21 protein-coding genes are annotated in these 25,046 nt (G+C 63.0%); 13 read left to right on the top strand and 8 right to left on the bottom strand.

The features are described from left to right. Positions 1-732 precede the first annotated feature (732 nt). From RYL44_RS03205 to RYL44_RS03195, 3 genes are all read right to left on the bottom strand, one after another. Positions 733-1,617, bottom strand: coding sequence for a sugar ABC transporter permease (locus tag RYL44_RS03205; protein WP_276739879.1), 885 nt, complete (start codon positions 1,615-1,617; stop codon positions 733-735). 59 nt (positions 1,618-1,676) lie between these two features. Continuing rightward, a complete protein-coding gene (locus RYL44_RS03200) occupies positions 1,677-3,269 on the bottom strand; it encodes an ABC transporter permease subunit (RefSeq protein ID WP_314975070.1) in 1,593 nt (530 codons plus the stop codon). 210 nt (positions 3,270-3,479) lie between these two features. Further along, positions 3,480-4,715: a sugar ABC transporter substrate-binding protein gene (locus RYL44_RS03195; protein ID WP_276739862.1), complete on the bottom strand. Its 1,236-nt coding sequence runs from the start codon at positions 4,713-4,715 to the stop codon at positions 3,480-3,482. A 163-nt stretch (positions 4,716-4,878) separates the two neighbouring features. On the opposite strand from RYL44_RS03195, the gene RYL44_RS03190 reads away from it, so the two are divergent. From RYL44_RS03190 to RYL44_RS03165, 6 genes are all read left to right on the top strand, one after another. After that, positions 4,879-5,895 carry a LacI family DNA-binding transcriptional regulator gene (locus tag RYL44_RS03190; protein WP_276739859.1) on the top strand — a complete coding sequence of 339 codons (1,017 nt, stop codon included), beginning with the start codon at positions 4,879-4,881 and terminating at the stop codon, positions 5,893-5,895. A 64-nt stretch (positions 5,896-5,959) separates the two neighbouring features. Next, positions 5,960-6,952, top strand: coding sequence for a metal ABC transporter substrate-binding protein (locus RYL44_RS03185; protein ID WP_314975069.1), 993 nt, complete (start codon positions 5,960-5,962; stop codon positions 6,950-6,952). Beyond that, entirely contained in the window at positions 6,949-7,797 is an 849-nt protein-coding gene (locus RYL44_RS03180) for a metal ABC transporter ATP-binding protein (RefSeq protein ID WP_390883776.1), read from the top strand. Before RYL44_RS03185 ends, RYL44_RS03180 begins: the two co-directional genes overlap by 4 nt. Then, entirely contained in the window at positions 7,790-8,704 is a 915-nt protein-coding gene (locus RYL44_RS03175; RefSeq protein WP_314975068.1) for a metal ABC transporter permease, read from the top strand. The genes RYL44_RS03180 and RYL44_RS03175 overlap by 8 nt, the downstream gene beginning before the upstream one ends. A 23-nt stretch (positions 8,705-8,727) precedes the next feature. Continuing rightward, a complete protein-coding gene (locus RYL44_RS03170) occupies positions 8,728-9,126 on the top strand; it encodes a Fur family transcriptional regulator (RefSeq protein WP_073983029.1) in 399 nt (132 codons plus the stop codon). Between the two features lie 91 nt (positions 9,127-9,217). Then, complete coding sequence (locus RYL44_RS03165) at positions 9,218-9,760, top strand: hypothetical protein (protein WP_314975067.1); 543 nt, start codon at positions 9,218-9,220, stop codon at positions 9,758-9,760. On the opposite strand, the gene RYL44_RS03160 is transcribed toward RYL44_RS03165, so the two are convergent. Beyond that, complete coding sequence (locus tag RYL44_RS03160; protein WP_314975066.1) at positions 9,757-10,581, bottom strand: isoprenyl transferase; 825 nt, start codon at positions 10,579-10,581, stop codon at positions 9,757-9,759. The genes RYL44_RS03165 and RYL44_RS03160 overlap by 4 nt on opposite strands. Next, on the bottom strand, positions 10,578-11,315 hold the full coding sequence (recO, locus tag RYL44_RS03155) for a DNA repair protein RecO (protein ID WP_073983026.1): 738 nt from the start codon (positions 11,313-11,315) through the stop codon (positions 10,578-10,580). Before recO ends, RYL44_RS03160 begins: the two co-directional genes overlap by 4 nt. Before the next feature lie 242 nt (positions 11,316-11,557). Between recO and RYL44_RS03150 the strand changes: the two genes are divergently transcribed. Together RYL44_RS03150 and RYL44_RS03145 are read left to right on the top strand one after the other, a co-directional pair. After that, the gene (locus RYL44_RS03150) at positions 11,558-12,097 is read left to right on the top strand and encodes a TetR/AcrR family transcriptional regulator (RefSeq protein WP_073983025.1); all 540 of its coding nucleotides are present in this window, start codon (positions 11,558-11,560) and stop codon (positions 12,095-12,097) included. A gap of 390 nt (positions 12,098-12,487) precedes the next feature. Beyond that, on the top strand, positions 12,488-13,072 hold the full coding sequence (locus RYL44_RS03145; protein ID WP_073983904.1) for a TetR/AcrR family transcriptional regulator: 585 nt from the start codon (positions 12,488-12,490) through the stop codon (positions 13,070-13,072). 61 nt (positions 13,073-13,133) lie between these two features. Here the strand turns inward: RYL44_RS03145 and leuA are convergent, their stop codons facing one another. Further along, positions 13,134-14,888, bottom strand: a complete 1,755-nt coding sequence (gene leuA / locus RYL44_RS03140; protein ID WP_276739844.1) for a 2-isopropylmalate synthase — start codon at positions 14,886-14,888, stop codon at positions 13,134-13,136. Between the two features lie 205 nt (positions 14,889-15,093). Here leuA and RYL44_RS03135 point away from each other — a divergent pair, with 205 nt between their 5' ends. From RYL44_RS03135 to RYL44_RS03115, 5 genes are all read left to right on the top strand, one after another. Then, entirely contained in the window at positions 15,094-16,755 is a 1,662-nt protein-coding gene (locus RYL44_RS03135) for an L-lactate permease (RefSeq protein WP_314975065.1), read from the top strand. Between the two features lie 151 nt (positions 16,756-16,906). Further along, on the top strand, positions 16,907-17,458 hold the full coding sequence (locus tag RYL44_RS03130; protein WP_314975064.1) for a hypothetical protein: 552 nt from the start codon (positions 16,907-16,909) through the stop codon (positions 17,456-17,458). 322 nt (positions 17,459-17,780) lie between these two features. After that, complete coding sequence (locus tag RYL44_RS03125; RefSeq protein ID WP_314975063.1) at positions 17,781-18,578, top strand: (Fe-S)-binding protein; 798 nt, start codon at positions 17,781-17,783, stop codon at positions 18,576-18,578. 1 nt (position 18,579) lies between these two features. Then, positions 18,580-20,202, top strand: a complete 1,623-nt coding sequence (locus RYL44_RS03120) for a LutB/LldF family L-lactate oxidation iron-sulfur protein (protein WP_314975062.1) — start codon at positions 18,580-18,582, stop codon at positions 20,200-20,202. 1 nt (position 20,203) lies between these two features. Beyond that, on the top strand, positions 20,204-20,875 hold the full coding sequence (locus RYL44_RS03115) for a LutC/YkgG family protein (RefSeq protein ID WP_314975061.1): 672 nt from the start codon (positions 20,204-20,206) through the stop codon (positions 20,873-20,875). 844 nt (positions 20,876-21,719) lie between these two features. Here RYL44_RS03115 and RYL44_RS03110 read toward each other — a convergent pair. Continuing rightward, a complete protein-coding gene (locus RYL44_RS03110) occupies positions 21,720-24,185 on the bottom strand; it encodes an excinuclease ABC subunit UvrA (RefSeq protein ID WP_314975060.1) in 2,466 nt (821 codons plus the stop codon). Position 24,186: 1 nt separating this feature from the next. Then, on the bottom strand, positions 24,187-25,046 hold an 860-nt coding region (gene era, locus RYL44_RS03105), incomplete at its 5' end, for a GTPase Era (RefSeq protein WP_314975059.1).

The raw sequence follows: 25,046 nt of genomic DNA, 5'->3' as shown, positions 1-25,046 counted from the left end.
AACCTCGCATTCCTCCCCCCGTGCCCACACCACCCCTGCCCACGCCCACCACAACGAACCCGCTCCCCCAAAAAAGTCGCACGTAATTCCCCTCGGTCAGTTTTCAACACCGTCCATAAACGTTGCAATTCCAACGACAACATTTCAATATTTGAAAGGTTTACATGGGAATTACGTGCGACATTGTTGGGGAACCATGCACACCCCTAAAAGTCGCACGTAATTCCCCTCGGTCAGTTTTCGACACAGCTCACAAACGTTGCAATTCCAACGACTCAATTTTAATGTTTGAAAGGTTTACATGGGAATTACGTGCGACATTGTTAGTGAACCATACACACCCCTAAAAGTCGCACATAATTCCCCCTGGTCAGTTTTTGACACAGCTCACAAACGTTGCAATTCCAACGACTCAATTTAAATGTTTGAAAGGTTTACATGGGAATTACGTGCGACATTGTTGGGGAACTATGCCCGCAATGCCCGCAATGCTCGCGATGCCCCTGATGTCGGGATTCACGTCAACTGGCCGCCCCACGCACCCCCGAACACAGCCCACCCCACACAGCACCCCGCGCACGCTGCCCGCCCCACGCAGCGCCCCGCGCACGCTGCCCGCCCCACGCAGCGCCCCGCGCACGCTGCCCGCCCCACATACAAAGAACCCCGGCCTCGTCCCACGGGGATAGGGGACGAGGCCAGGGCCGGGTCAGAGCGTCAGCGCAGGCGCGCTCACTCCTTGACAGCGCCGGCGGTCAGACCGGACACAATGTACTTCTGCAGGTACTGGAACAACAGGATCACAGGGACAGCCGCAATCACAGAGCCGGCGGCGAAGATACCCCACGGGGCAGTACGCGAGTCAGCGGCCCACATGTACATGCCGACAGCCAGCGTGAACTGACTCTGATCCTGCAGGACGACCTTCGCGATCACGAAGTCACCAAGCGAGGAGATAAAGCTCAGCAGACCGACGACCGCCAGAACCGGGCGAACCAGCGGCATAATGATCGTCCAGAAGGTCTGAGCGTGCGTCGCACCATCAATCATGGCTGCTTCGTCCAGCGAACGCGGAATCGAGTTGAAGAAACCATAAAGCAGGAAGGTGTTCGACCCAAGCGCGCCGCCCAAGTAGACGCAGATAAGACCCAGCTTCGAGTTCAGGCCCAGCACCGGGAAAATGTCCTGAATTCCCAAAAGGAGCAGGAAGAGAGCCACAAAAGCCAACATCTGCGGGAACATCTGCACCAGCAGCAAGCCGGTAAGGGTCGCTCGACGGCCCTTGAAACGGAAGCGGCTGAACGCATACGCGGCTGCTGCACCCATGAGGACAGTACCAATAGCTGTAGCCGTCGAAACAATCAGAGAGTTGAGAACCCACGACCAGTAAGCCGAGTACTTACCCGAACCCAGGGCAGCAAAGTTATCAAAAGAGATCTTCTCAAACAGGCTATTTGAACCCGTCAGCGTCGCGTTAGGATTCAGAGAGACCGACAGAACGTACAGCAAGGGAATGATGCAGTAGACGATGGTCACGATGGCGACGATGTGTCGCCAGCCAACCTCAGCCCACCAGCGCCCACCACTCAGGGACGACGAACGGTACGTAGGAGGCATCGCACCGTGCCCGTAGGCGGCAGCGCGGTATTGATTGGCCACTGTTGTATTACTGCGCATCACAGCTCCTCAAGTGTCTTGGTCTGGCGGAAACCGAGCCACGCGATCACGCCAACGACGATGAAGATGATGATCGACATGGCCGAGGCCAGGCCGTAGTCCGCGGAACCCGAATCGATCGCGATCTTGTAGACCATGGAGATCAGGATGTCGGTCTGGCCAACATCCAAACCCCGATAGTTCGGTCCACCCTTGGTCAGCATGTAGATCAGCGAGAAATTATTGAAGTTGAACGCGAAGGAAGCAATCAACAGCGGCACGGTCGACTGCAGGACAAGGGGCAGCTTAATGGACCACACAGTGCGCAGGCCCGAAGCACCGTCGATCTTCGCGGCTTCCTCAACGTCGCTCGGCAGGGACTGCAAGGCGCCCAGGCAGACGAGGAACATGTAGGGGAAACCCAGCCACAGATTGACACCCAGGATCGACACTTTCGCCAGAAGCGGATCGGCAAGCCACGGAACTTTCGTACCACCGAGGAACACGTTGTTGACGAAGCCGAACTCCTCATTGAGCATGCCCTTCCACACCAGCGTAGCCAAGAAGGCCGGGAAAGCATAAGGAAGGATCATCAGCGACTGATAGATCTTGCGGCCCTTAATGCGCTTGTCCGAGAAAACAAGACCGAGGATCAGACCGAGCGCGAAGGTGGAGAGAACGGACACTGCGGCGAAGACGAAGGACCAGACAAGCGCCTTCAGGAAGGGACCCGCCAGATCGCCGCGCGTGAACATGTTTCGGTAGTTGTCAAAACCGACGAAGACACGCCAACCCGGATCGATCGCGTTACCGTCGGCATCAACGTAGGCGCCGATCTTGTCGTTCGCTGTGTACACGACACCCGTTTCGACATCCGTCAGCGTATCGGCAGCTGCATCGTACGTTTTGTTGTACTTCACCTCGTAGGCACTCGTACCGTCATCGGTTTTGTAGCTGCCATCGTTGACGTCCTGAGAAACCTGGACCCTCAGCTTAGCGACTTCAGTCTGCACATCAGGCTTGAGGATGTCAGCGATCGTGAGGACTTTGTAGCCTGCGACCTCCGTGATCATGCCCGCGGCGCACTTTCCCTGGACGTCGTGCATCGGGGTATGTTCGGTGCCCACCTGGACGGCATCCGTCTCGCAATCAGCGATGGCCAGCCCGTAGCCTGATGCATCCTCGACGACCGCGGCCGGCATGGTCTTGGCGCCGGGGGCACGCTCTTCGGCCGCAATCAGGATCGAGTGAAGTGCGTCTTCCTTAGTCGAGTTGTGTCCATTGCCGTAGTTCGTGAAGGACACGTAACCCGTATACCCCATAACGAACACCTGGTAGATAAGCAGAAACACCATGCCGGGAACAAGGTACTTCGCGGGGATCATCCGCTTCGAGAAGTACACCCAGTTCAGGGCAAGGAGCAGCACGACCAGGACGGCGAGCACGGCCCACGACTCAACCATGTAGGCGGTGAACATGCCGTACAGCCCCAGGGCGTCGATCAGCATCATCAGGATGAGCTTTGCGAAGAAACCGGGCCTGGTCACTTCGCTCGCATGCGAGGCCTTAGGCCTCGCCTTCTTGTTTTCTGTAGCCTTCGCTGGCTCAGACATCGTTTCCTCCACACGCGCGCGTTCGCGCACCTTTGCAGCGTACCGCCCATCGGCGGGTAAAGAGTTGACACCGTGGTGCTGTGACACCCACAGGCGCCGGTGGCCCGGTTGGTGGTGTTCGCCCGTCACGCTGGACGGGCGAACACCACCACCGTATGGCGTTGAGGTCAGTGACTATGAGCGGGAAGGGTAGTCTCCGCTCCGGCCACCTCACTTAGCGGCAATCGAACTCTCGACGTTGCCGATCATCGTGGCCCAACCCTCATCGGGGGTCTCGGTGCCAGAAACGATGTTGGCCTCGGTCTGGCCCCAGAAGTTCCAGACCTTGTTCATCGCCGGGATGGCCGGAGCAAGCGCACCGGACTCGGCGACCTTCGAGAAGTCCTTGATGTCCTGGTCATCCGAACCGGAGGCGACCGACGGCATCGCAGATGCGCGACCGCCGAGCTTCTGCATCTCAGTCTGGGCCTCGGGGGTGGCCAGGTAGTTGAAGAACTGCTTGGCAGCCAGGGTGTTGGTGGACTTGGCGCTCTGGTAGAACATCTGGACACCAACGAAGGGCTGCGCGGCCTGCGAGCCGGCGGCGGGGACGGGCAGGACAGAGACGTCCATTCCGGCCGAGCGGAAGGCAGCGACGTTCCAGGGGCCGGTCACCGTGTAGGCTGCCGCACCATCAAGGAACTTCTGTTTAGCGACGTCACCGTCGATGGACGTCGAGAGGATGCCCGCATCGCCCTGGGCCTTGAGCCATTTGGCGAAGTCGGTGCCGCCGGAGCCGCCCATGGCTAGATCGGAGGTGTATTCACCCGCATCGTTGGTCTTGAAGACGGGGGCACCGAAAGAAGTCTGGAAGCCGTAGAAGTGGTACGGGTCGCCCTTATCACCCATCTGGATAATGAAGGGGTACTGAGCACCGGAGGTCTTGCCGGATGCAATCATGTCGTCGAAGGTGGTGGGGGTGTCCTTGGTAAGCGCGTTGTTGCGCACCAGGGCGACGGACTCGACGGCGTAGGGAACGCCGTATGTCTTGCCATCGTAGGTGACGGCTTTGAGAGCAACATCAGAGAAGTTCGACGCGCTTTCGCCCAGGTCAACGGGAGCAACAACACCGTTGGCAACGAACGAACCGAGCTTATCGTGTGCCATCACGATCAGGTCCGGGCCATTACCGGTGGGGACCTGCGTGGTGAACTCGGTGTCCATGTCAGTCTGGGACTTCTGTACGACGTTCACAGCCACGTTCGTGGCTTTGGTGAACTCTTCCGCGATGGACTGAACCTGAGTGAAACGGGTGTCGTCTGCCCAGATCGTAAGAGTCGCCGACGCATCACTGCCCTTGTTGGCAGCCGACGAGTTCGACGATGAGGAAGGGGTGGTGTTGCCACTGCAGGCGGCCAGAGCGGTAACCGCCGCAAGGGCACCGAGTGCTGCGATGCCACGTCGCATGTTTACTCCTGTGTTGGTCGGGCCGGTCGCCTCCATCAGCGACCCGCTAGCTATCACTGTAATACGTCCATTTTTGTTTCTGCAACAATTTTTCGAATTGTGGGCAAGCTGTTACATTTGTAGGGTTCTGTCGCACTGACACGCCCAAAGGAGAGTTGAGTCGATGACGAAAAACCGCACGAGTATGGCTGACATTGCCGCCCACGCCGGCGTCTCGACCGCGACAGTATCACGCGTCTTCAATGGCGTGGGACAGGTGTCCACGGACACGCGTCGCAAGGTTCTTACCGCCATTGACGAGCTGGGATACGACCGACCTGCTCCCGAGCGCACCCCAAACACGCCGACGATTGGGGTTATCGTACCGGAACTTACGAACCCAATTTTCGCATCCTTTACCCACCGTCTCCAGGAGGGTGTATCGCGGGCCGGGGGCATCACGCAGATCCGCACACAGACGCCCGGTGCGACCTCTGAGGTCGACCACCTGTCTTCACTTCTTGATCATCGAGTGAGCGGTCTCATCTTTCTCTCCGGTCGACATGCAGACCATTTAGCGGACCTTGGTCCCTACCATGAGCTTTTAGAACGCTCAATCCCATTCGTGACGATTAACGGCACTAGACCTGAAATTCCAGCTCCGGATTTTTCGACGGACGACGCGCTCGGTATCCGCACGGCGGTCGCTCACCTTCACGAGTTGGGCCACACGCGCATCGCCCTGATCACAGGACGCACGCATATCGTTCCAGCGCAGCGCAAGGCGGACGCCTTCACGCTGATCATGGAGGAACTCGTTGGCGAGCGCTCCCCCATCATTGAGGAGACCTTCTACACCTACGAGGCCGCCGCGGCGCGAACGCCCGGCCTCCTCGAACTGGGGGTCACAGCAATTGTCACTGGCTCAGACCTGCAGGCCATCGGCGCCATCGACGCGATCAGGTCGATGGGCCTTTCCGTCCCCGAGGACATCTCGGTCATTGGCTTCGACGACTCCTTCCTCATGTCCCACCTGAGCCCGAGCCTGACCACGATTCACCAGCCGGTTACCTCGATCGTCACCTCGGCCGTGAACACCCTCTTTGGAGCCATGGCCACGCCCGACTACGTTTCAACCCACGCCGATCACCTTTTTCCACCCGACCTGGTCGTGCGCGCAACGACCGCGCCGATCAGCTAGCAACTCCGACCGGCAGGTCCGCGTCGTGAGAATAATTTGACATTGATTCTCATAACTGTGGAGAATGATTCTCATGTCGAAGAGATTCCTCGCCGCCGCCTGTGCGGCCGCCACAGCGCTCGCACTGTCCGCTTGTTCCTCCACCGCTCCCTCGAGTACCAGCGGAGCCAAGGATGGCACCCTGACCGTTATGGCCTCCTTCTATCCCCTGCAGTATCTGGCTGAAAAGATCGGCGGCGAACACGTGACCGTCACCTCGCTGACCCCCGCCGGCGCAGAGCCCCACGACCTCGAACTCTCCCCCAAGACGGTCGACGCCTTGTCCTCCGCGGACGCTGTCATCTACCTCGCTGGCTTCCAAAGCGCGGTCGACGAGGCTATCGAGCAGCAGGCTCCCAAGACCGTCATCGACGTCTCCCCCGCCGTCCAACTGGTGGAAGCAGGTGTCGACGCGAACCACCCCTCCGAGGAGGAGGACGAGGACACCGACGAAACACAGTCCAGCGAGGCCGATGGCCACGAGGACCATCACCACGACATGAGCGCAGACCCGCACTTCTGGCTGGACCCCGTGCGCATGGCAAACGCCGCCACCCTGGTGGGCGACAAGCTCGCCGAAGCCAACCCGGCCAACGCCGAAATGTACAAGACCAACGCCAAGGCCCTCATGGACGAACTCACCTCCCTGGGCAACGACCTCGTCTCCAAGACCTCGACCTGCCAGATCAAGACATTCGTCACCGCACACACTGCCTTCGGCTACCTCGCCGACCGCACCGGCCTGACCCAGGTAGGCATCTCGGGCCTCGACCCCGACTCCTCCCCCTCACCCGCGCGACTCGCCGAGATCAGCCAGATCGCCAAGGACCAGGGCGTGACGACCATCTTCACCGAGGCACTGATCGATCCCAAGATTGCCCAGACCCTGGCCGACGACCTCGGAATCACGACAGCAGTCCTCGATCCGATCGAGTCCCAAACAGATCCCTCCAAGGATTACTCCGGAGTCATGAACGACAACATCAACGCCCTCACGAAAGCGCTCAACTGCCAGTGACATCTGATCCGTCTACGACGCAACACGCGGGTGCCCCACTCTTCGGGGCACCCGCCGTCGTGCGCCTTGATAACCTACACGTCGCGTGGGACACCGACCTGATCCTGCACGGAATCACCCTGACGATCCCCGCCGGACAAACGGTCGCCATCACAGGCTCAAACGGCTCGGGAAAATCTACGACCGTGAAGGCACTCCTGGGCACAGCCCCCATCACGAGCGGCGATGCCCAGCTCTTTGGGCGTTCGATCACCACGCGTCGGCGTGTGCCTTGGAAAAAGATCGGCTACGTGCCCCAACGCATCTCCTCGGGCGGGGCCGTCAGCTCCAGCGCTATCGAGGTCGTGCGCTCCGGCCTGCTCGGGCCTCGTCGCCTGTGGGCGATGCCCGGGGACACGGCCCGCGCGATGGATGCTCTCGAGCGCGTCGGCATGGCCCACCGCGCCCACTCCCCCATGAATATCCTCTCGGGTGGCCAGGCCCAGCGCGTCCTCATCGCGCGCGCCCTCGTGCGCCGCCCCGAGCTGCTCATCATGGACGAGCCGATGGCCGGAATCGACGCCGCCTCCCGTGCGCGCTTGGCCGACATTGTGCGCGACGCGAAGAGCGCGGGAACCACCATCCTGATTGTTTTGCACGAACTCGGTGAGCTCGGCCCCCTCCTGGATCGCGAGCTCCACATCAGCGCCGGCCACATCTCCTACGACGGCACCCCTCACATCGACGACGATCACGAACAGCACCACGGAGGAGGCGACCACTGCCGCTCCTCCGAGTCCACCGCCCTCTCCCAGGGCGACCACGGCCTCGTGAGTGGAATCTGGACAGGAGACACGCATGATTGACGCACTGACCACGCTACTGTCCTCGCCGATGATGCAGCGTTCCCTCCTGGCCGCGCTCATCGTCGGACTGACGGCGCCGATCATCGGGACCTACCTGGTCCACCGCAGACTCGCGATGCTCGGCGACGGCATCGGGCATATCTCCCTGACCGGCGTTGCCCTGGGTTGGCTGGCTGGCGCATTCGCGAACGTGTCCCCGGCGGACTCGTGGGCGGTACCCGGAGCCGTGATCATTTCCCTGCTCGGGGCGATTGCGATCGAATTGGTCCGCCAAAGCGGACGCACCTCTGGCGACACGGCTCTGGCCATGCTCTTTTACGGCGGCATTGCGGGCGGCGTTCTCCTCATTGGACTGGCGGGCGGCACCTCCGCACAGCTCAACTCCTACCTGTTCGGATCGATTTCGACCGTGCGATGGAGCGACATCACGCTCATCACGATCCTCGGCGCGGCCATCGTGATACTCGGCGTGGGGCTGGCCCCCGCGCTCTTCTCGGTCACCAACGACGAGGACTTTGCGCGCTCCACGGGGCTACCCGTGCGCACGCTGTCCCTCCTCATCGCGGTCTTGTCGGCCCTCACGGTCGCAGTCGCGATGCGTGTCGTCGGCTCGCTCCTGGTCAGCGCCCTCATGGTCATCCCCGTTGCGATCGCGCAGCTGGGTGCCCGTTCTTTCCGCTCGACGATGGGTATCGCCATGGTGCTCGGCGTCCTCATCTGCACATGCGGACTCTCCCTGACCTACTTCGTGGATCTGTCGCCCGGCGCGACGATCGTTGTGGGCGCTATCAGCGTCTACGCGATCGGGTTTATGATCAGGGCGGCCCTGGATCGCATACGCAGGGTACGCAGGCTGCGCGTTGCACGCGCCCACAACCAGCACCCCGAGCGGGCGGGGACCCAGTGAGGCACCACAAGGAAGGCAGATCCATGCAACGCATGACCAAGCAGCGTCAGGCAGTCCTCGACGAACTCACGCGCGTCGCTGACTTCCGCTCCGCTCAGCAGATTTTCGAGGACCTGCATTCCCAGGGGCAGCGCGTGGGCCTGGCGACCGTGTACCGTTCATTGCAAGGACTCGCCGAGGACGGGCGCGTTGATACGCTGCGTTCTACCGAAGGCGAGACTCTCTACCGTAACTGCGCGAGCGAGCACCATCACCACCACCTGGTGTGTCGCAAGTGCGGCTTCACGGAGGAGATCGAGCAGTCGCAGATTGAGTCCTGGGTAATGAGCGTGGCGATGACGCACGGGTTTGCTGATGTTGAGCACTCGCTTGAACTCTTCGGCGTGTGCACCCAGTGCCAGATGAAGGCCGCCGAAAGCTAAGGCCTGTTGGCATCACGGGGTAGCGCTCTGCGTTTTTTCGTCGGTATATTAGGATGGGCTTTGTTTGGTTAACCGTCCGCTGGAGGGTTTTGTGTATACCGCAGGAATCAGCAACATGGTCCCGACCTTCGCTCGCGAAGGCATCTGGCTGTTCCCTTTCCTCTTCATGGTTGTCTTGTCCCGCGCACAGATGACCTATTGGCTCGGTCGAGCCGCGGCCTCTGGCGCCGTTCGCGCTTCGGGCCGCTCGGGCTTCCTGGGTGCCATCGCCCGTTGGTTTGAGGGACCGGTTCCACGCAAGGGAGCGGCGTTGCTGGACAAGTGGGGCATCATCGTGATTCCCCTGTGCTTCCTGACGGTTGGGGTCCAGACGGCGGTCAACGCTGGCGCCGGCTTGGTGCGTATGCGTTGGAGCACCTACACGATCGCGATGATTCCCGGTTGCATCCTGTGGGCGCTGCTCTACGGCCTCGGGACGCTTGCGTTGTTTGTCGCGATTCTCCGCGCGGTCGCCGGATCCCCGTGGGCTTGGGCGGCCTTGGGCGTCGTTGTCTGCCTGATCGCAGCGAAGGTGGTGTGGGGGCGCCGCAGGCGCGCAAGCAACGCTCCGTCCCTCCAGCAGGAGCAGGCTTAGGCCTGCGGGACGCGGTCGACTGCTCCGCCGAAGCGGCGGTCTCGCCCTGCGTATTCTTCGAGACACCCCCAGAGTTCTTCGCGGTCGAACGCGGGCCAGGGGGTGTCGACGAACGTCATTTCGGCGTAGGCCATCTGCCAGAGCAGGTAGTTGGACAGGCGTTGTTCCCCGGACGTGCGGATCATGAGATCGACGTCCGGTACGTCGGGCAGGTAGAGGTGGCGTGCGAAGGTTTTTTCGGTGACGCCGCGCGGACTCATGCGTCCCGCTGCCACGGCTTCGGCGATGGACCTTGCAGCGTCGGTCAGCTCCGCGCGCCCCCCGTAGTTGACGCACATGATCAGGTCCAGGGTGTTGCAGTGGGAGGTCGCGCGGTCGGCCTTTTCGAGGGCCTTGATGACGCTTGTCCACAGGCGTGGGCGCCGCCCACTCCAGCGGACGTGCACTCCCCACTCGGCCAACTGGTCGGTGCGTCGCGCGAGCACGTCGGACGCATAGTTCATGATGAAGGAGACTTCGGCGGGTGAGCGCTTCCAGTTTTCGGTGGAGAACGTGTAGACGCTCAGGTAGCGTACGCCCGCATCGATGGCGCCTGCGATGGTGTCCATGAGGGCGTATTCCCCGGCGCGATGTCCCTCGGTGCGCGCGAGGCCCCGGGAGTTTGCCCAACGCCCGTTTCCATCCATGATGAGGGCGACGTGCGCGGGCACTTCTCCCTTCGCGAAGGTGGGGGCGGGAACATGCCACTGGCCGGGGCCGAGGAGAGGGGCTGCAGGGTCTGCGGGGGCACGGTCCATGGGGGTGGGTCGTTGGGTCGTCATGGGTGGGTCCTGTCGATGAGGGTCAGGGAGCGTAGGCGCCTCTCGAGGTGCCATTGAGTGTAGGAGGAGATGAGGCCCGAGGCCTCGGTGCGCGCGTAGGTTTCGCAGCGGTCAGCGTGCGCCCAGTCTCCGCTGAGAAGTTGGCCGAGCAGGTCAACGGTGTCGGGAGCTGGGGAGGACGCGCCGGGAGGGCGGCAGGTGTCGCATACAATTCCGCCATCGGGGATAGAGAAGGATGAGTGGGGGCCGTGTGCGCCGCATGTGGCGCAGTCGAAGCATGAGGGGGCCCAACCTGCGAGTGCAAGGGCACGCAGCGTGTAGGAGGTGCGGATGAGGGTGGGGTCGTGACGTTCGCGCGCGAGCGCATTGAGGGCGCCGATGAGGAGCAGATATTGGGAGTGGGTTCCGTCGTTGGCGTCTGCGGTGAGTCGCTGCGCGGTTTCGACGACGACGGTGGCGGTCAGGTAGAGGTCGTAGTCGGAGGCGATGGCGTCGCCGTATTGGGCGATGGAGGCGACTTGGGTGAGCGTGTCGAGGGTGCGGCCTCGGTGGAGCTGGGCATCGATGACGGAGAAGGGTTCGACGCGGGCGCCGAACTTGGAGGTTGTTTTGCGCACGCCTTTGGCGATGGCGCGAACCTGCCCGTGTTCGGCGGTGAGCAGGGTGATGATGCGGTCAGCTTCGCCCAGTTTGTGGGTGCGCAGGACGATCGCTTCGTCTCGATAGGACTTCATCACGATGCCATTGTGTCACGGGTACGAGGCCGTGGTGGCGTGGGTTTGGTGGCGTCGCGTAGAGCGAAATTTCTTGTGAAGTGTACTGTCACATTCTTCGACAAGTGCATCTGTGGGCGTTGTCAACAAAGTGTGAGAAACTGACAGCGTGGTCGGTCTAACAGCCGACAAGGAGTTTTCGAGTAGATAGTTTTCTCGTAACTGGTTATGGTTTATTCATAACCGTCGAAGGAAGGAAACATATGGCTCCCCCGATTGATGCCCGCGAAAAGCTTGGCACCGCACTGCGCCACGCCCTGAAACAAACACCACTGTCAAAGATCTCTGTCAGCGCACTGACACGCGCTGCTGGAGTCACCCGACAAGCGTTCTACTACCACTTCAATTCCCTGAACGACCTCAATGCTTGGGTTTTTCGCGAGGAAGTCACATCGCGACTGACCACCAGTTCGGGAGAATGGCTTGACGCCGTCGAAGCAACAATGATGTGGATGCATGAACATCGCGACGAAACCGCCGCCGCCATGAAGACGATCGAAGCCAACGACCTGTGGGCTTTCCTCGTCTCGAACGCCCAGGAACTCATCGAGTCCCGCCTGCCCGGCTCAGCCTCGGCCACCGCGCGCGACGTCGTGGCCCAGCATTTCGCCCTGGCCACCGCCGCCCACATGGCCCAGTGGATGCTCTCCGGCCTGGAAGTTAACCCTTCCCTCGCAATCGCCCGCATGCGCGTCCTTATGACCGACCAAACCACTCCCGCTCTGGCACGACTGGCCAACTAACACGTTCACCTCACCAGCCGCGCGAGGATACATACCTATACCCCGGCCTCGTCCCCATCGACGAGGCCGGGATTGTCATCCCCACGCGCGACACACCCCTGTGACAGTAGACCACGACCAACAACCTGACCGAATAAAATATATAACGCCTACGACAACCCCCATCAAAGGCTCCAGAATCACTCACAACGTTTAAACACAAACAAATACCACATATTGATACCGGTCAGACTTTGGTGCAATAGCGCCCAAAAAAACGAGTACGAACAAGTGAAGAGCGACGCACTGTACATTCGAGCAACTGTATCTAGGCCCGGGATTTCGCGGTTCCGCACTCTGACATGTATAGTTCGCTCGTAACCTCTCTCTGACCGTCGATGAGGACCACCGATGCCCCACCCCGATGCGAAAACAACGCTCGCGCTCGCACTGCGCGACGCACTCACGACTACGCCACTGTCTAAGGTGACAGTCTCCGGACTCACGCGCACAGCTGGCGTGACCCGGCAAGCGTTCTACTATCATTTCTCCGACATTCGTGACCTCACCGTCTGGGTTTTCAAACGCGAGGTCACCAACCAGATCAACGCCCACGCCACCTACGAAGACTGGTCGGACGGACTGCTCGCCATGCTCGTATGGATGCAGTCTCACCCCGAGGAGACACACTCAGCAATCTCCTCACTGACCATGGAAAACCTTCAACTCTTCCTCCACAAACAGCTACACAACGTCATTGAACCCATCGTCAACCAGCTTGGCGCAAACCTGACCCTCGCCACGGACGACCTCACGTTCATCGTCGACCATTTCACGCTCTGCATCCTCGGGCACATCTCCCAATGGCTCAGAAACGACATGAAAGCAGACCCCTACATCCTCACCGAACGGATCGCACGCATCCTCGACGGGCAGGTGACACGCGCGCTCACACTGTTCGCACTGCAGCCCACCACGGGTCCGGCGCGCTCCTAAAAACGACACGGACCCCGGCCTCGTCATGAACGAGGCCAGGGTCACCTATCCGTCTAGGCGTCTATCGCAGGGCGCGATTCACCGCCGAGATAACAGCCTTGTAGGACGCACGCGTGATCGACGAATCAATACCAACACCCCACACGATCTGCCCTTCCACCGCTGCCTCCACGTACGCGGCAGCGCGAGCATCGCGCCCCTGACTCATCGCATGCTCAGAGTAGTCCAGGACGCGCACATCCAGATCAAACTGGTGCAGCGCCGACACGAACGCGTCGATCGGACCCGTACCAGTCGCCCGCACCTTAACAGGCGAACCATCGTCAATGAGCGTCGCGTTAAGCTCGACAGTATTGTCGTCCATCGAAGAAACCTGCGAGGAACGCATCTCGAAGCGACCCCACGGCTCCAAGCCGGGCGCGGCATTCGTCGGCAGATATTCGTCCGCAAAAATCTGCCACAGCGCGGGCGCATTGATCTCCCCACCGTACGTATCCGTGTGACGCTGAACGATACGAGAGAACTCCACCTGGAGGCGGCGCGGAAGCTCCAAGGAATGCGCCGTCGACATCAGGTAGGCGACACCACCCTTACCGGACTGCGAATTCACGCGAACCACAGCCTCGTAGGAACGACCCACATCATGCGGATCGATCGGCAGATAAGGCAGCTCCCACACGACAGCATTCTCGTCGCCGCCCGCCGCGTCCACCTTCGTCTTGCGGGCCGCAAAACCCTTCTTAATCGCGTCCTGGTGCGAACCAGAGAAACTCGTGTAGACGAGGTCACCAACGTAGGGAGCACGCGGAGACGTCTCCATCTGCGTGCAGTGCTCGACCGTGCGACGGATAGCGTCCACGTCCGAGAAATCGATGCCCGGATCGATGCCCTGGCTGAACAGGTTCAAGCCCAGGGTCACCAGGTCCACGTTGCCAGTGCGCTCGCCCTGGCCCAGCAGGCAGCCCTCAATACGATCCGCGCCGGCCAGGAGCGCCAGCTCGGCGGTGGCGACGCCGGTGCCGCGGTCGTTGTGGGGGTGGACGGACAGGGCCACGTACTCGCGGCGGCTCAGGTTGCGGCTCATCCACTCGATCTGGTCCGCGAACACGTTGGGCGTGGCGCGCTCGACCGTGGAAGGCAGGTTGAGCACGATCTCGCGCCCCTCGCCCGGCTCCCACACGTCCATGACGGACTCGCACACCTCAAGAGCGAATTCGAGTTCCGTATCGACAAAAATCTCCGGGGAGTACTCGAAACCAAAAATGGTCTCATCACCCAGCCGTTTCTCCGCCTGCGCGATAACCTCGCGCGCGCCAAACTGCGCAAGCTCAACCGTCTGAGCCTTATCCGCATGGAAAACAACCTCGCGGAACACAGGCGCAGTTGCATTGTAGAGGTGAACAGTGGCGCGCGGGAAGCCGACCATGGCCTCGACCGTGCGCTCAATCAGCTCCGGGCGCGACTGGGTCAGCACCGAAATGGTCACGTCTTCGGGAACCGCGTCATCCTCGATCAGGGAGCGCACGAAGTCGAAATCAGTCTGCGAGGCAGAAGGGAAACCAATCTCGATCTCCTTGAACCCCAGCTTGATGAGCAGATCATACATGCGGCGCTTGCGCACCGGATCCATCGGCTCAATGAGCGCCTGGTTGCCGTCACGCAGGTCAGTGGACATCCACCGAGGAGCCTTCGTGATCCGCTTAGATGGCCACTGGCGGTCCGGCAGATCAATAGGGTTGGTATCCAGGAACGCGCGGTACTTGCCAATCGGCATGCGCGAGCCGGCGGGGACAGGGACGCTGGATGTAGTCTTCACACCTCGTAGTCTATCGGCGGCGCTTTGCCCATGAGACAAGCCTGCGCATACTGGACGTGAGATCCGGCGCGGTCGCCTGCGTTGCGGTTTTGTCGCACGCTCAGGCCATTGGAACACATTGCGCGCGTGAAGTGCCGTCACTGACGGCGCTCATATGTCATGATAATTAGGTCCAATGTCCCACACAACGACGCGCGGAGCAGTCATGACCCCCTTGTTGTTAGCTCAATCCTTTACCCCATCGACGACGTCCGTCGCAGGCAACGTTTTCCTCACGGCCATCGTGGGCCTCCTCCCCCTCATCCTCTTCTTCGTCCTCATGGGTGTCTTCAAGGTCGCCACCCACTGGTGCGCGATCATCTCGCTTGTCACCTCGCTCGTCATCGCGGTCCTCGCCTTCAAAATGCCCGTGGGCATAGCCCTCCTGGCCGGCACGCAGGGCGCGGCGATGGGCTTCATGCCGATCATCTACATCATCATCGCGGCCGTGTGGCTCTACAACCTCACCGAGAAGTCGGGGCGCAGCTCCGACCTGAAGGCCGTCTTCAACACGATCGGCCGCGGCGATCAGCGCGCACAAGCACTCATCGTCGCCTGGAGCTTCTGCGGCCTGCTCGAGGGCCTGGCCGGTTTCGGCGCTCCCGTTGCCATCACCTGTGCCATGCTCGTGACCCTCGGCGTCCCGAAGATCAAGGCAGCCGTCGTGGCCGTCGTCGGCAACGCCATCAACGTCGGCTTCGGCGCCATGGCCATCCCCACCACGACCGCCGGCAGGCTCGCTGACGCCGAGCCCGTCGTCGTCGCCGGCGACATGGGTCACCTGACGTGGATCTTCTGCCTGTTCATCCCCTTCCTCATGCTGTTCATCCTGGACGGCTCCCGAGGCGTGCGCCAACTCTGGCCCCTCGCCCTCGTCGCGGGCGCAGCCGCCGGCGTGGGTCACTTCTTCACTCCTTCGGTCTCCTACGAGCTGACTGCCGTCGTCGCCTCCCTGCTGGGCTTCGCGGCCTGCTACGTGTTCCTGCTGGCGTGGGGTCCGACGACCCCCGTGGAGTGCGCGACCAGCGCCGACGAGTCCGACAAGCCCACCGGCTCGCGTATCGGCTTGGCCCTGCTGCCCTACGTCCTCGTCGTCATCATCATCGCGATCACGAAGCTGGCCAAGCCCGTCGCAGCATTCTTCTCGTCCACGGACGTGAAGATCCCGTGGCCCGGCATCTACGGCAACCTGCTGACCGGCGACGGTTCCCCGTCGACCGCCGCGATCTACACGCTGCAGATCCTGTCCAACCCCGGCACATGGATCTTTGTCACCGGTATCATCGTCGCTATCGTCTACGGCACGAACTCCTCGGGCGGGCGCTTCCAGACCTCGGTCGGCGAGATGTTCGCGGTCCTGCCTCGCACCATCTACTCGCTGCGCATGGCGATCCTGACGATTGCCTCCGTCATGGCCCTGGCTTTCGTCATGAACTTCTCCGGCCAGACCACCTCAATCGGTGCGGCCCTGGCGACGACGGGCGCCGCCTTCGCGTTCCTCTCCCCCATCCTGGGCTGGATCGGAACGGCCGTCGCCGGCTCCGCGACCTCGGCGGGCGCTCTCTTCGCGAACCTACAGTCCACCGCCGCCGCGGGCGCCGGCCTCGATCCGAACATCCTGCTGGCCGCCAACACGATCGGCGGCGGCATCGGCAAGATCGTGTCCCCGCAGAACCTGGCGATCGCCGCGACCTCCGTGGACGCGGAGGGCTCGGACGCGGAGATCCTCAAGAAGGCCGCCCCCTACTCGATCGGCCTGCTCCTGGTCCTGTGCATCCTGGTGTTCGTCGCCTCCCAGGGCTGGCTGGGCTCCTACATGCCGCACTGAGCAACCTCATCGCACAGGCGGGGCCCCGAGAGGCGCGTGTCGCTCGGGGCCCCGCCACATTTGCTTTCATCCCCCGCATCCTTGTAGCCTCGAAGCAATGAGTCCGCAGCGACGCCCGCTGTTTCCCCGCCGACCAGGAAAGCCAGCTTCTGTGAAGACTCCCCTCCGCTTAATCGTCACACTGGGAGCCGTCGTGGCGCTCACCGCCGCATGCAACCTTTTCGGGGCCTCGTCTCGCGAACGACTTCCAGAGGACCCGCGCTTCGCCGAGTTCACGTACAAGACCGACGACACAATCGAGGTTCAAGAACGCACCGACTCTTTCAACGAGCGCATGCCCGGCCTGGGGGCATCCGAAGGACACGCTGTCGTCGAGAGTTTCCCCGAAGGACGCGGCTTGCCATCCCCCGATTCCCATGCTTGGCTAACCGGAGTCGCTACCGTCCCCACAGACACGGTCACGAAACTCACGGAAGGGGCTGACGGAAGTACCACGTTGCTACCAGGCATCTACCCGGGCCTCTATCAGTACGTGCCCCAGGACTGCCACTTTGCCACTATCCCCGCCGACCACGCGAACTCCGTCCTCCAGACCAACCAGGACGCCATCTACTCGAAATGGGGTTCATTCACCATCACCGACTTCGCAGCCTCCACCGACTGCAACCTCATCATCGTCACAGGCGAAGCCATCAAGGGCTAACGGCACTCACTCACGATCCCCGGCCCCGGCCTCGTCCAAGTTTCGGAGCGCAGTTCAAGCACGAACGAGGCCGGGGTTGCCGCATGCGGGCACGCGGCGATGAAGAAACGATAAACGCAAGATCACCCTGTTCTAAGTCGTGTCCCAGAGGTCCTAGATTCCCCCATCAGCACCGAATTTTCGCGGGGGATTTGTCTTGATTTTCCAGCGGAATAACGCCACTTCCTCCCACCGACTATCGAAGAAAGCACACAATTGGCCCCCCGGGACCTCGGACCCAGCCATACTGATGGACGACAGCACCCACGAGGAAGGATCCCCAGTGCGTATCGCTCTCTTTTCCACGTGCCTGGCAGACGTCATGTTCCCCCAGGCAGCCCAGGCGACGGTCACCCTGCTAGAACGCCTCGGCCACGAAGTCGTCTTCCCTGAAGACCAGGTGTGCTGCGGACAGATGCACGCCAACACCGGCTACTTCGAAGACGCAGCGAAAATCACCCGCAACCACGTCAAAGCCTTCGAGCCCGTGCTCGACGGCCAGTGGGACGCCATCGTCGTCCCCTCCGGCTCCTGCACCGGCGCAGCACGCCACGAACAGAAGGTCGTCGCCGAGCACGTGGGCGACCACGAGCTGGCCAAGCAGTCCCAGCGCATCGCCGCGCACACCTACGACCTGACCGAGCTGATCACCGACGTCCTCGGCCTGGAAGACGTGGGCGCTTACTTCCCCCACACCGTCACCTACCATCCGACATGCCACTCGCTGCGTATCGCCAAGGTCGGCGACCGCCCCTACCGCCTGCTGCGGGCCGTCGAAGGCCTGACCCTCGTCGACCTGCCCGACGCCGAAGTCTGCTGTGGTTTCGGCGGAACCTTCGCCATGAAGAACTCCGAAACCTCCACCTCCATGCTCGCGGACAAGGTCACCAACGTCATGTCCACGCGCGCCGAAGTCCTCGTCATGGGCGACTACTCCTGCCTCATGCACGTCGGCGGCGGCCTGTCCCGCCTCAGCTCCGGTATCCGACCGATGCACCTCGCCGAAATCCTGGCATCCACCAAGGACCAGCCCTTCGAGGGCAACATCTCCTTCGCACCCGAAAGCGCACAGGTGATCTGATATGTCTGAAACATTCATTGGCATGCCCGGCGTGGTCTCTGACGACGCAAACGCACTGGCCCACACCGGCGGCTGGCGCACCACCGTCACCATCCCCGAAGACACCCTCCGCTGGGGTCCCACGTTCCCCCAGGGCGCCCACAAGACCCTGGCAAACACCCAGATGCGCCGCAACCTGGGCCACGCAACCCGGACGATCCGCGCCAAGCGCGCCCAGCGCGTCGCAGAAATGCCGGACTGGGAGAACCTGCGCAGCGCCGCCGAGGCCGTCAAGTTCGAGGTCGCCTCGCGTATGCCCGAACTACTTGAGGAATTCGAACGCAACGTGACCGCCCGCGGCGGCATCGTCCACTGGGCGCGCGACAAGCACGAGGCCAACCGCATCATCGCGGACATCATCAAGTCCAAGGGCGTCGACGAGATCGTCAAGGTCAAGTCCATGGCCACCCAGGAGACCAACCTCAACGAGTACCTGAAGGAACAGGGCATCAGCGCTCGCGAGACCGACCTCGCCGAGATGATCGTCCAGCTGGCCGACGACATGCCCAGCCACATCGTCGTCCCCGCGATCCACCGCAACCGCTCCGAAGTACGCGGCATCTTCCTGGACCGCATGGAGGACGCGCCCCGCGACCTCTCCGACGACCCGACCGAGCTGACCGCCGCGGCCCGCGCCCACCTGCGCAAGAAGTTCCTGCACGCCAAGGTCGCCGTGTCCGGCACCAACATGGGCGTCGCAGAAACCGGCACCGTCTCCATCTTCGAGTCCGAGGGCAACGGACGCATGTGCCTGACCCTGCCCGACACGCTCATCACCCTGATGGGCATCGAGAAGCTGGTCCCCCGCTTCCAGGACGTCGAGATCTTCTCCCAGCTGCTCCCCCGCTCCGCCACCGGCGAGCGCATGAACCCCTACACCTCCATGTGGACAGGCGTCACCCCCGGCGACGGCCCCCAGGAATTCCACCTCATCCTCATGGACAACGGCCGCACCAAGGTCCTGAGTGACCCGATCGGCCGCCAGGCCCTCGCCTGCATCCGCTGCGGCTCGTGCATGAACATCTGCCCGGTCTACCAGCACACCTCCGGTCACGCCTACGGCTCCGTCTACCCGGGCCCCATCGGCGCGATCCTCACCCCGCAGCTCACCCAGGGCCTCGACGAGCACGACCCGGTGCACACCCTGCCCTTCGCGTCCTCCCTGTGCGGCGCGTGCGGCGAGGTCTGCCCCGTCAAAATCGACATCCCGACGATCCTCATCCACATGCGTGCGCGCACCGTTGACGTCAAGCGCAACCTCGTGCCCGACGTGTGGGACCTCGCGATGGGCGTGGCCACCCCCGTCATGTCGAACTCGACCCTGTGGAAGGCCGCCGGCACCGGCACCAAGGCCACTCGCCTGTTCGCCAAGAAGGGCTCGATCGGCGCGCTGCCATTCCCGGCCTCACTGTGGACGCGCGCACGCGACCTGCCGGTCGCCCCGAAAGAGACCTTCCGTCAGTGGTGGAAGCGCACCCACAAGGACTCCGACGCCAACGCGCCGCGCACGGACCGCCCCGCGACGGGACTCCCGCTCGCTTCCGAACACGGCATGACCACCAGCACGACCCAGAAGGAGGCGTGACATGACCACCACCATGGACGCGAAGACCGCGATTCTGGCGCGCGCACGCGACGCCATCTCCCGTTCCCAGCAGGGCCGTCCGGTGCGCCCGATCCCCCGCGACTACATTCGTTCCACTGAGCACGCGCCCGGTTCCGACGCCGTCATCGAGGAAATGATCGAGAAGCTCGAGGACTACTCGGCGAAGGTCGTCGTGGTCTCTAACGAGTCCGAGGCCGCCGACGCGATCTCGACGTTCCTGTCCGACCAGAAGGCAACCTCCGTCGTCGTACCGACCGGCCTGGACGCCGCCTTCAAGGAGGCCGCCGCCCGCGACGATCGCACGGTCCGCGAGGACAGCCGCGAGCAGGCCATCCCGACGCTGGAGCTCGACGAGATCGACGCGGTCGTCACGCGCTGCCGCGTCGCGATCTCCATCTCGGGCACCATCGTCCTCGACGGTGAGCCCGACCAGGGCCGCCGCGCGATCTCCCTCGTGCCCGACACACACGTCGTCGTCCTCAAGGCCTCCGACATCGTGCCCACGGTCCCCCAGGCGGTGGACATCCTCGGAAAGAACCCGACCCGTCCGATGACCTGGATCGCCGGCGGTTCGGCTACCTCCGACATCGAGCTGGTCCGCGTCAACGGCGTGCACGGCCCCCGCTTCCTGCGAGTCGTCATCGTCAAGTGAACGTCTCGCTCTGACAACGTCACGCGCCCGGCTGCCATTACGCAGCCGGGCGCTGCGTTATGCCTTGTTCGTGAGCCGTTCTGTGCCGGGGGCAGCTGGGCCCTATGGGTGGCACCCTCAGCTCCTCAATGCGCAGCTGGGGCCTACGGCACCGCAAACCACGACATCGCAGCTGAGCCCGACAGGTCGAAGCGTCCCGGGGATCGTGAACAGTGTCGTGGGCCGACGTCCGCACACAGGAGTTCGCCTGTCGCGCCTCATCAACCATAATTCGCATGCAATTCGGGTGCCCGAACTTTCTGCAGCACCCCAAAACGTTGCAATTCCAACGATGTGATGTCAATGTTTGAAATGTTTACACGGGAATTGCATGCGACATTTCTGTGGAACCACAACACGGGGCCACAAAAACCCCAAGCAGGGGACACTTAAACACCGGAGACGCCCAAGCCCCGGAGACGCACAAGCCCATGAGACGCCCACATCCCCGGCCGCCACAACTGCCAGAAGCACGGGGCGCTGCACCCGATCAGGGGCACTGCACCCGAACAGGAGCGCTGCACCCGAACAGAAGAGGTGCATTGCCTACGGATCGGGTGCAGTGCCCCAACACACAAGAACAAACGCGGAACTGACAGCACCTATCCACTCCCCACCACAACCAGCCCGGGCACCCACCCTAGGCCGAATCGCACCACAACGACACAAAAGGGACCGCACCCCCCTCCATGCGCTGCTGGGCACGGCTAGTGGCAGTATGGGCACGCCGCCCACGCTGCCACCTATCGGGTTAACATGCGCATGAAAGGGCGGACACGGCCACCAACCGGTAATGATGCCCCAGTCAGCGCAGGAAACGCCCCGTCACCGAGGCCTGAGAGGCCGCAATGTCGGTCGGCGTTCCCTGTGCGATGATGCGGCCACCCTCGATGCCACCGCCCGGGCCCATGTCGATGACCCAGTCGGCGCAGCGGATCAAGTCCAGGTCGTGCTCGATGACGAGAACGGTCGCTCCCCGCTCGATGAGGTGCTGGAGCACGTCGATGAGGACCTGCACGTCATCGGGGTGCAATCCGATGGTCGGCTCGTCGAAGACGAAGAGCGTGCCGTCCTGCCGTCTCCCCATTTCCGATGCCAGTTTGAGCCTCTGCGCCTCGCCGCCGGACAGAGCAGGCGTCGCCTCGCCGAGCGTCAGGTAGCCCAAACCTAGGCCTGAGAGCGTCTCGAGGAGCGCTCCCGCCTTCTTCAGGCCGCGCACGGCAACCCGGGCCTCGTCAACGCTCATCGCCAGAATATCCGGCAACGAAAACCCATCGCGGCGAATCGACGCAGCCTGCGCGCCGTAGCGGCTCCCCCGGCACTCGGTGCACTCAATGTCCACGTCCGGCAGGAACTGCACGTCCAGGGTGATCTGCCCGGTCCCGTCGCATGTGGGGCATCGAAGCGAACCCGTGTTGTAGGAGAATGCACCGGGCTTCACCCCGGCCGATTGAGCTTCCTCGGTGCGCGCAAACGCACGGCGAAGCTCGTCCAGGACGCCCGAGTACGTGGCCACGGTCGAGCGCACGTTCACGCCGATGGGTGTCGCGTCGATCAGGTTGACGCGGGAGATCCCGGCGCCGTCCACGTCGCGCACGTGCGCGGGCAGCGGCTCGCCCGCGAGGCGCGCACGCAGTGCGGGAACCAGCGACTCAAGCACGAGCGTCGTCTTGCCCGACCCGCTCACGCCCGTGACGGCCGTCAGCGAGCCGACGGGAACGTCCACGCTCAGGGGCCGCACCGTGTGTATCTGCGAAGTCTCCACGTGAAGCGCGCCGCGACCGACGACGTCCGCGCCCCGACCCGACTCCCCCGCCACACGCTCAACCCGACGCAGCCCAGCCATGTACGGGCCGATGCGAGAAACGGGGGCGTGGGAGGCCTCGTCGATAGTGCCCTGGAAGATGACGCGGCCACCGTCCGCGCCGGCTCCCGGCCCGATTTCGATGAGGTGGTCGGCGGCGCCCAGGACACGTGTGTCGTGGTCGACGACGACGACGGAGTTCCCGTCAGTAATAAGCTCACGAATGATCGCTAGGACCCCGTCAACGTTGGAGGGGTGCAGGCCGATGGTCGGCTCGTCGAGGACGTAGAGAACCCCCGTCGTCCGGTTGCGCACGGCGCGCGCGAGCTGCACGCGCTGGCGCTCGCCGTTGGACAACGTCGAGGACGCGCGGTCAAGGGACAGGTAGGACAGGCCGAGCTGCACGAGGCGATCCATCGGCTCAGTCATCTCGTCGACAATGACGCGGGCCATGGGTGCCACTTCCTCCGGAACGAGGCCCGGGACACGCTGGACCCACTCGCGCAGTTCCGTGAGGGTTAAGCGCGAGGCCTCACCAAGGTCGATGCCGTCGATGAGCGTCGAACGCACCCGCTCCCCCAAGCGCGTACCGCCACAGGCCGGGCACGTGCGGGTGATGAGGTACTTCTCGACGCGAGCAAGCGCTTTTTCATCTTTTGCCTTCGACAAGGCGTTTTCGACGGTGGCGACCGCGTTGAAGTAGGTGAAGTCCAGCTCCGCGCCGCCCGTCTTGGTCGCGACGACGATGTGGCGCTTCTCGGCGGGCCCCTCGTAGACGATTTCTTTTTCGGCATCGCTCAGGTCTCGGAAGGGCACGAAAGTGCGCACGCCCATCTCACGGGCGACGTCTTTCATGAGCTTCCACATGAGGGACCCCCACGGGGAGACCGCCCCCTCGTCGATGGTGAGGGACTCGTCGGGCACGAGGGAATCCCGGTTGACGACGCGCTGGACGCCCGTCCCCTCGCATACCGGGCACGCGCCGCCCGAGTTGAAGGCCATCTCCTCAGCGCTGAGCCCGTCGAAGGACTCCCCGCATTGCGGGCACTTCAAAGGAATCTCAAGCGCGACGCCCAGCGAGGGCGGTACGCGGTGACCATTCGGGCACAGGTAGGAACCCGCGCGCGAGAAGAGGAGGCGCAGGTGGTTGAGGAGCTCCGTCGCCGTGCCGAAGGTGGAGCGCACGTCGGGCACGCCCGGGCGTTGGCGCAGCGCGAGCGCTGCGGGTACGTGAGCGACTTCGTCCACCGAGGCCTTGGCTGCCTGGGAGATGCGCCGGCGCGTGTAGGTCGCCAGGGACTCCAGGTAGCGCCGCGATCCCTCGGCGTAGAGCGTGCCCAAGGCCAGGGAGGATTTACCCGACCCGGACACGCCCGCGACCGCAACGAAGGCGTTCAGCGGAACGTCAACGTCCACGTTCTTCAAGTTGTGGACGCGGGCGCCGCGCACGCGGATGACGCTGGGCATGTCAGAACCCGAGGCGGCCCAGCATCTTCGGGTCGGACTGCCAGTCCTTGGCGGTGCGCACGTGCAGGTCCAGGTAGACGCGCCGGCCCAGCAGCTCCTCGATGTGAGCGCGGGCCTGGGTGCCGATCTGCTTGAGGCGCGAGCCCTTCCGGCCGATAATGATGGCCTTCTGGGAGTCGCGCTCGACGTAGACGTTCACGTGAATGTCGAGCATGGGCGGGCGGTCGTCGCCCTCGCGGCGCGGCCTCTCGATGATCTCCTCGACCTGGACGGCCAGGGAGTGCGGCAGCTCGTCGCGCACGCCTTCCAGGGCGGCCTCGCGGATGAACTCGGCGATGAGGGTGTCGCGCGACTCGTCGGTGACGTCACCCTCGGGGTAGAGCGGCGGAGACAGCGGCACCGTCTCGGCGAGTACCTCGCGCAGGTGGTCGATGCCCTTGCCCTCCACGGAGGAGACTGGAACGATGGCGGCCCACTCCCCCAGCTTCTCGATGGACAGCAGGTGCTTCATGACGCGCTCGCGCGGCACGGCGTCGCACTTGGTGGCCACCGCGATGATCGGGCGCTTGATGCCGCGCAGCTCGCGGGCGATGAACTGGTCGCCGGGGCCGATGCGCTGGTCGGCGGGCAGGCAGAAGAGCACGACGTCGACCTCGGAGAGGGCCTCGCGCACCATGTCGTTGAGGCGCTTACCGAGCAGCGTGCGCGGCCGGTGGTATCCGGGGGTGTCCACAAGCACCAGCTGGTAGCCCTCGCCGTGCACGATGCCGCGGATGTTGTGTCGCGTCGTCTCGGGGCGCCCAGACGTGATCGCGATCTTGCGTCCGACCAGCGCGTTCGTCAGGGTCGACTTGCCGACGT

The organism is Actinomyces bouchesdurhonensis, assembly GCF_963540955.1.
GTDB classification, from domain to species: Bacteria; Actinomycetota; Actinomycetes; order Actinomycetales; family Actinomycetaceae; genus Pauljensenia; species Pauljensenia bouchesdurhonensis.
This window is presented reverse-complemented; position numbering and strand designations above follow the sequence as displayed.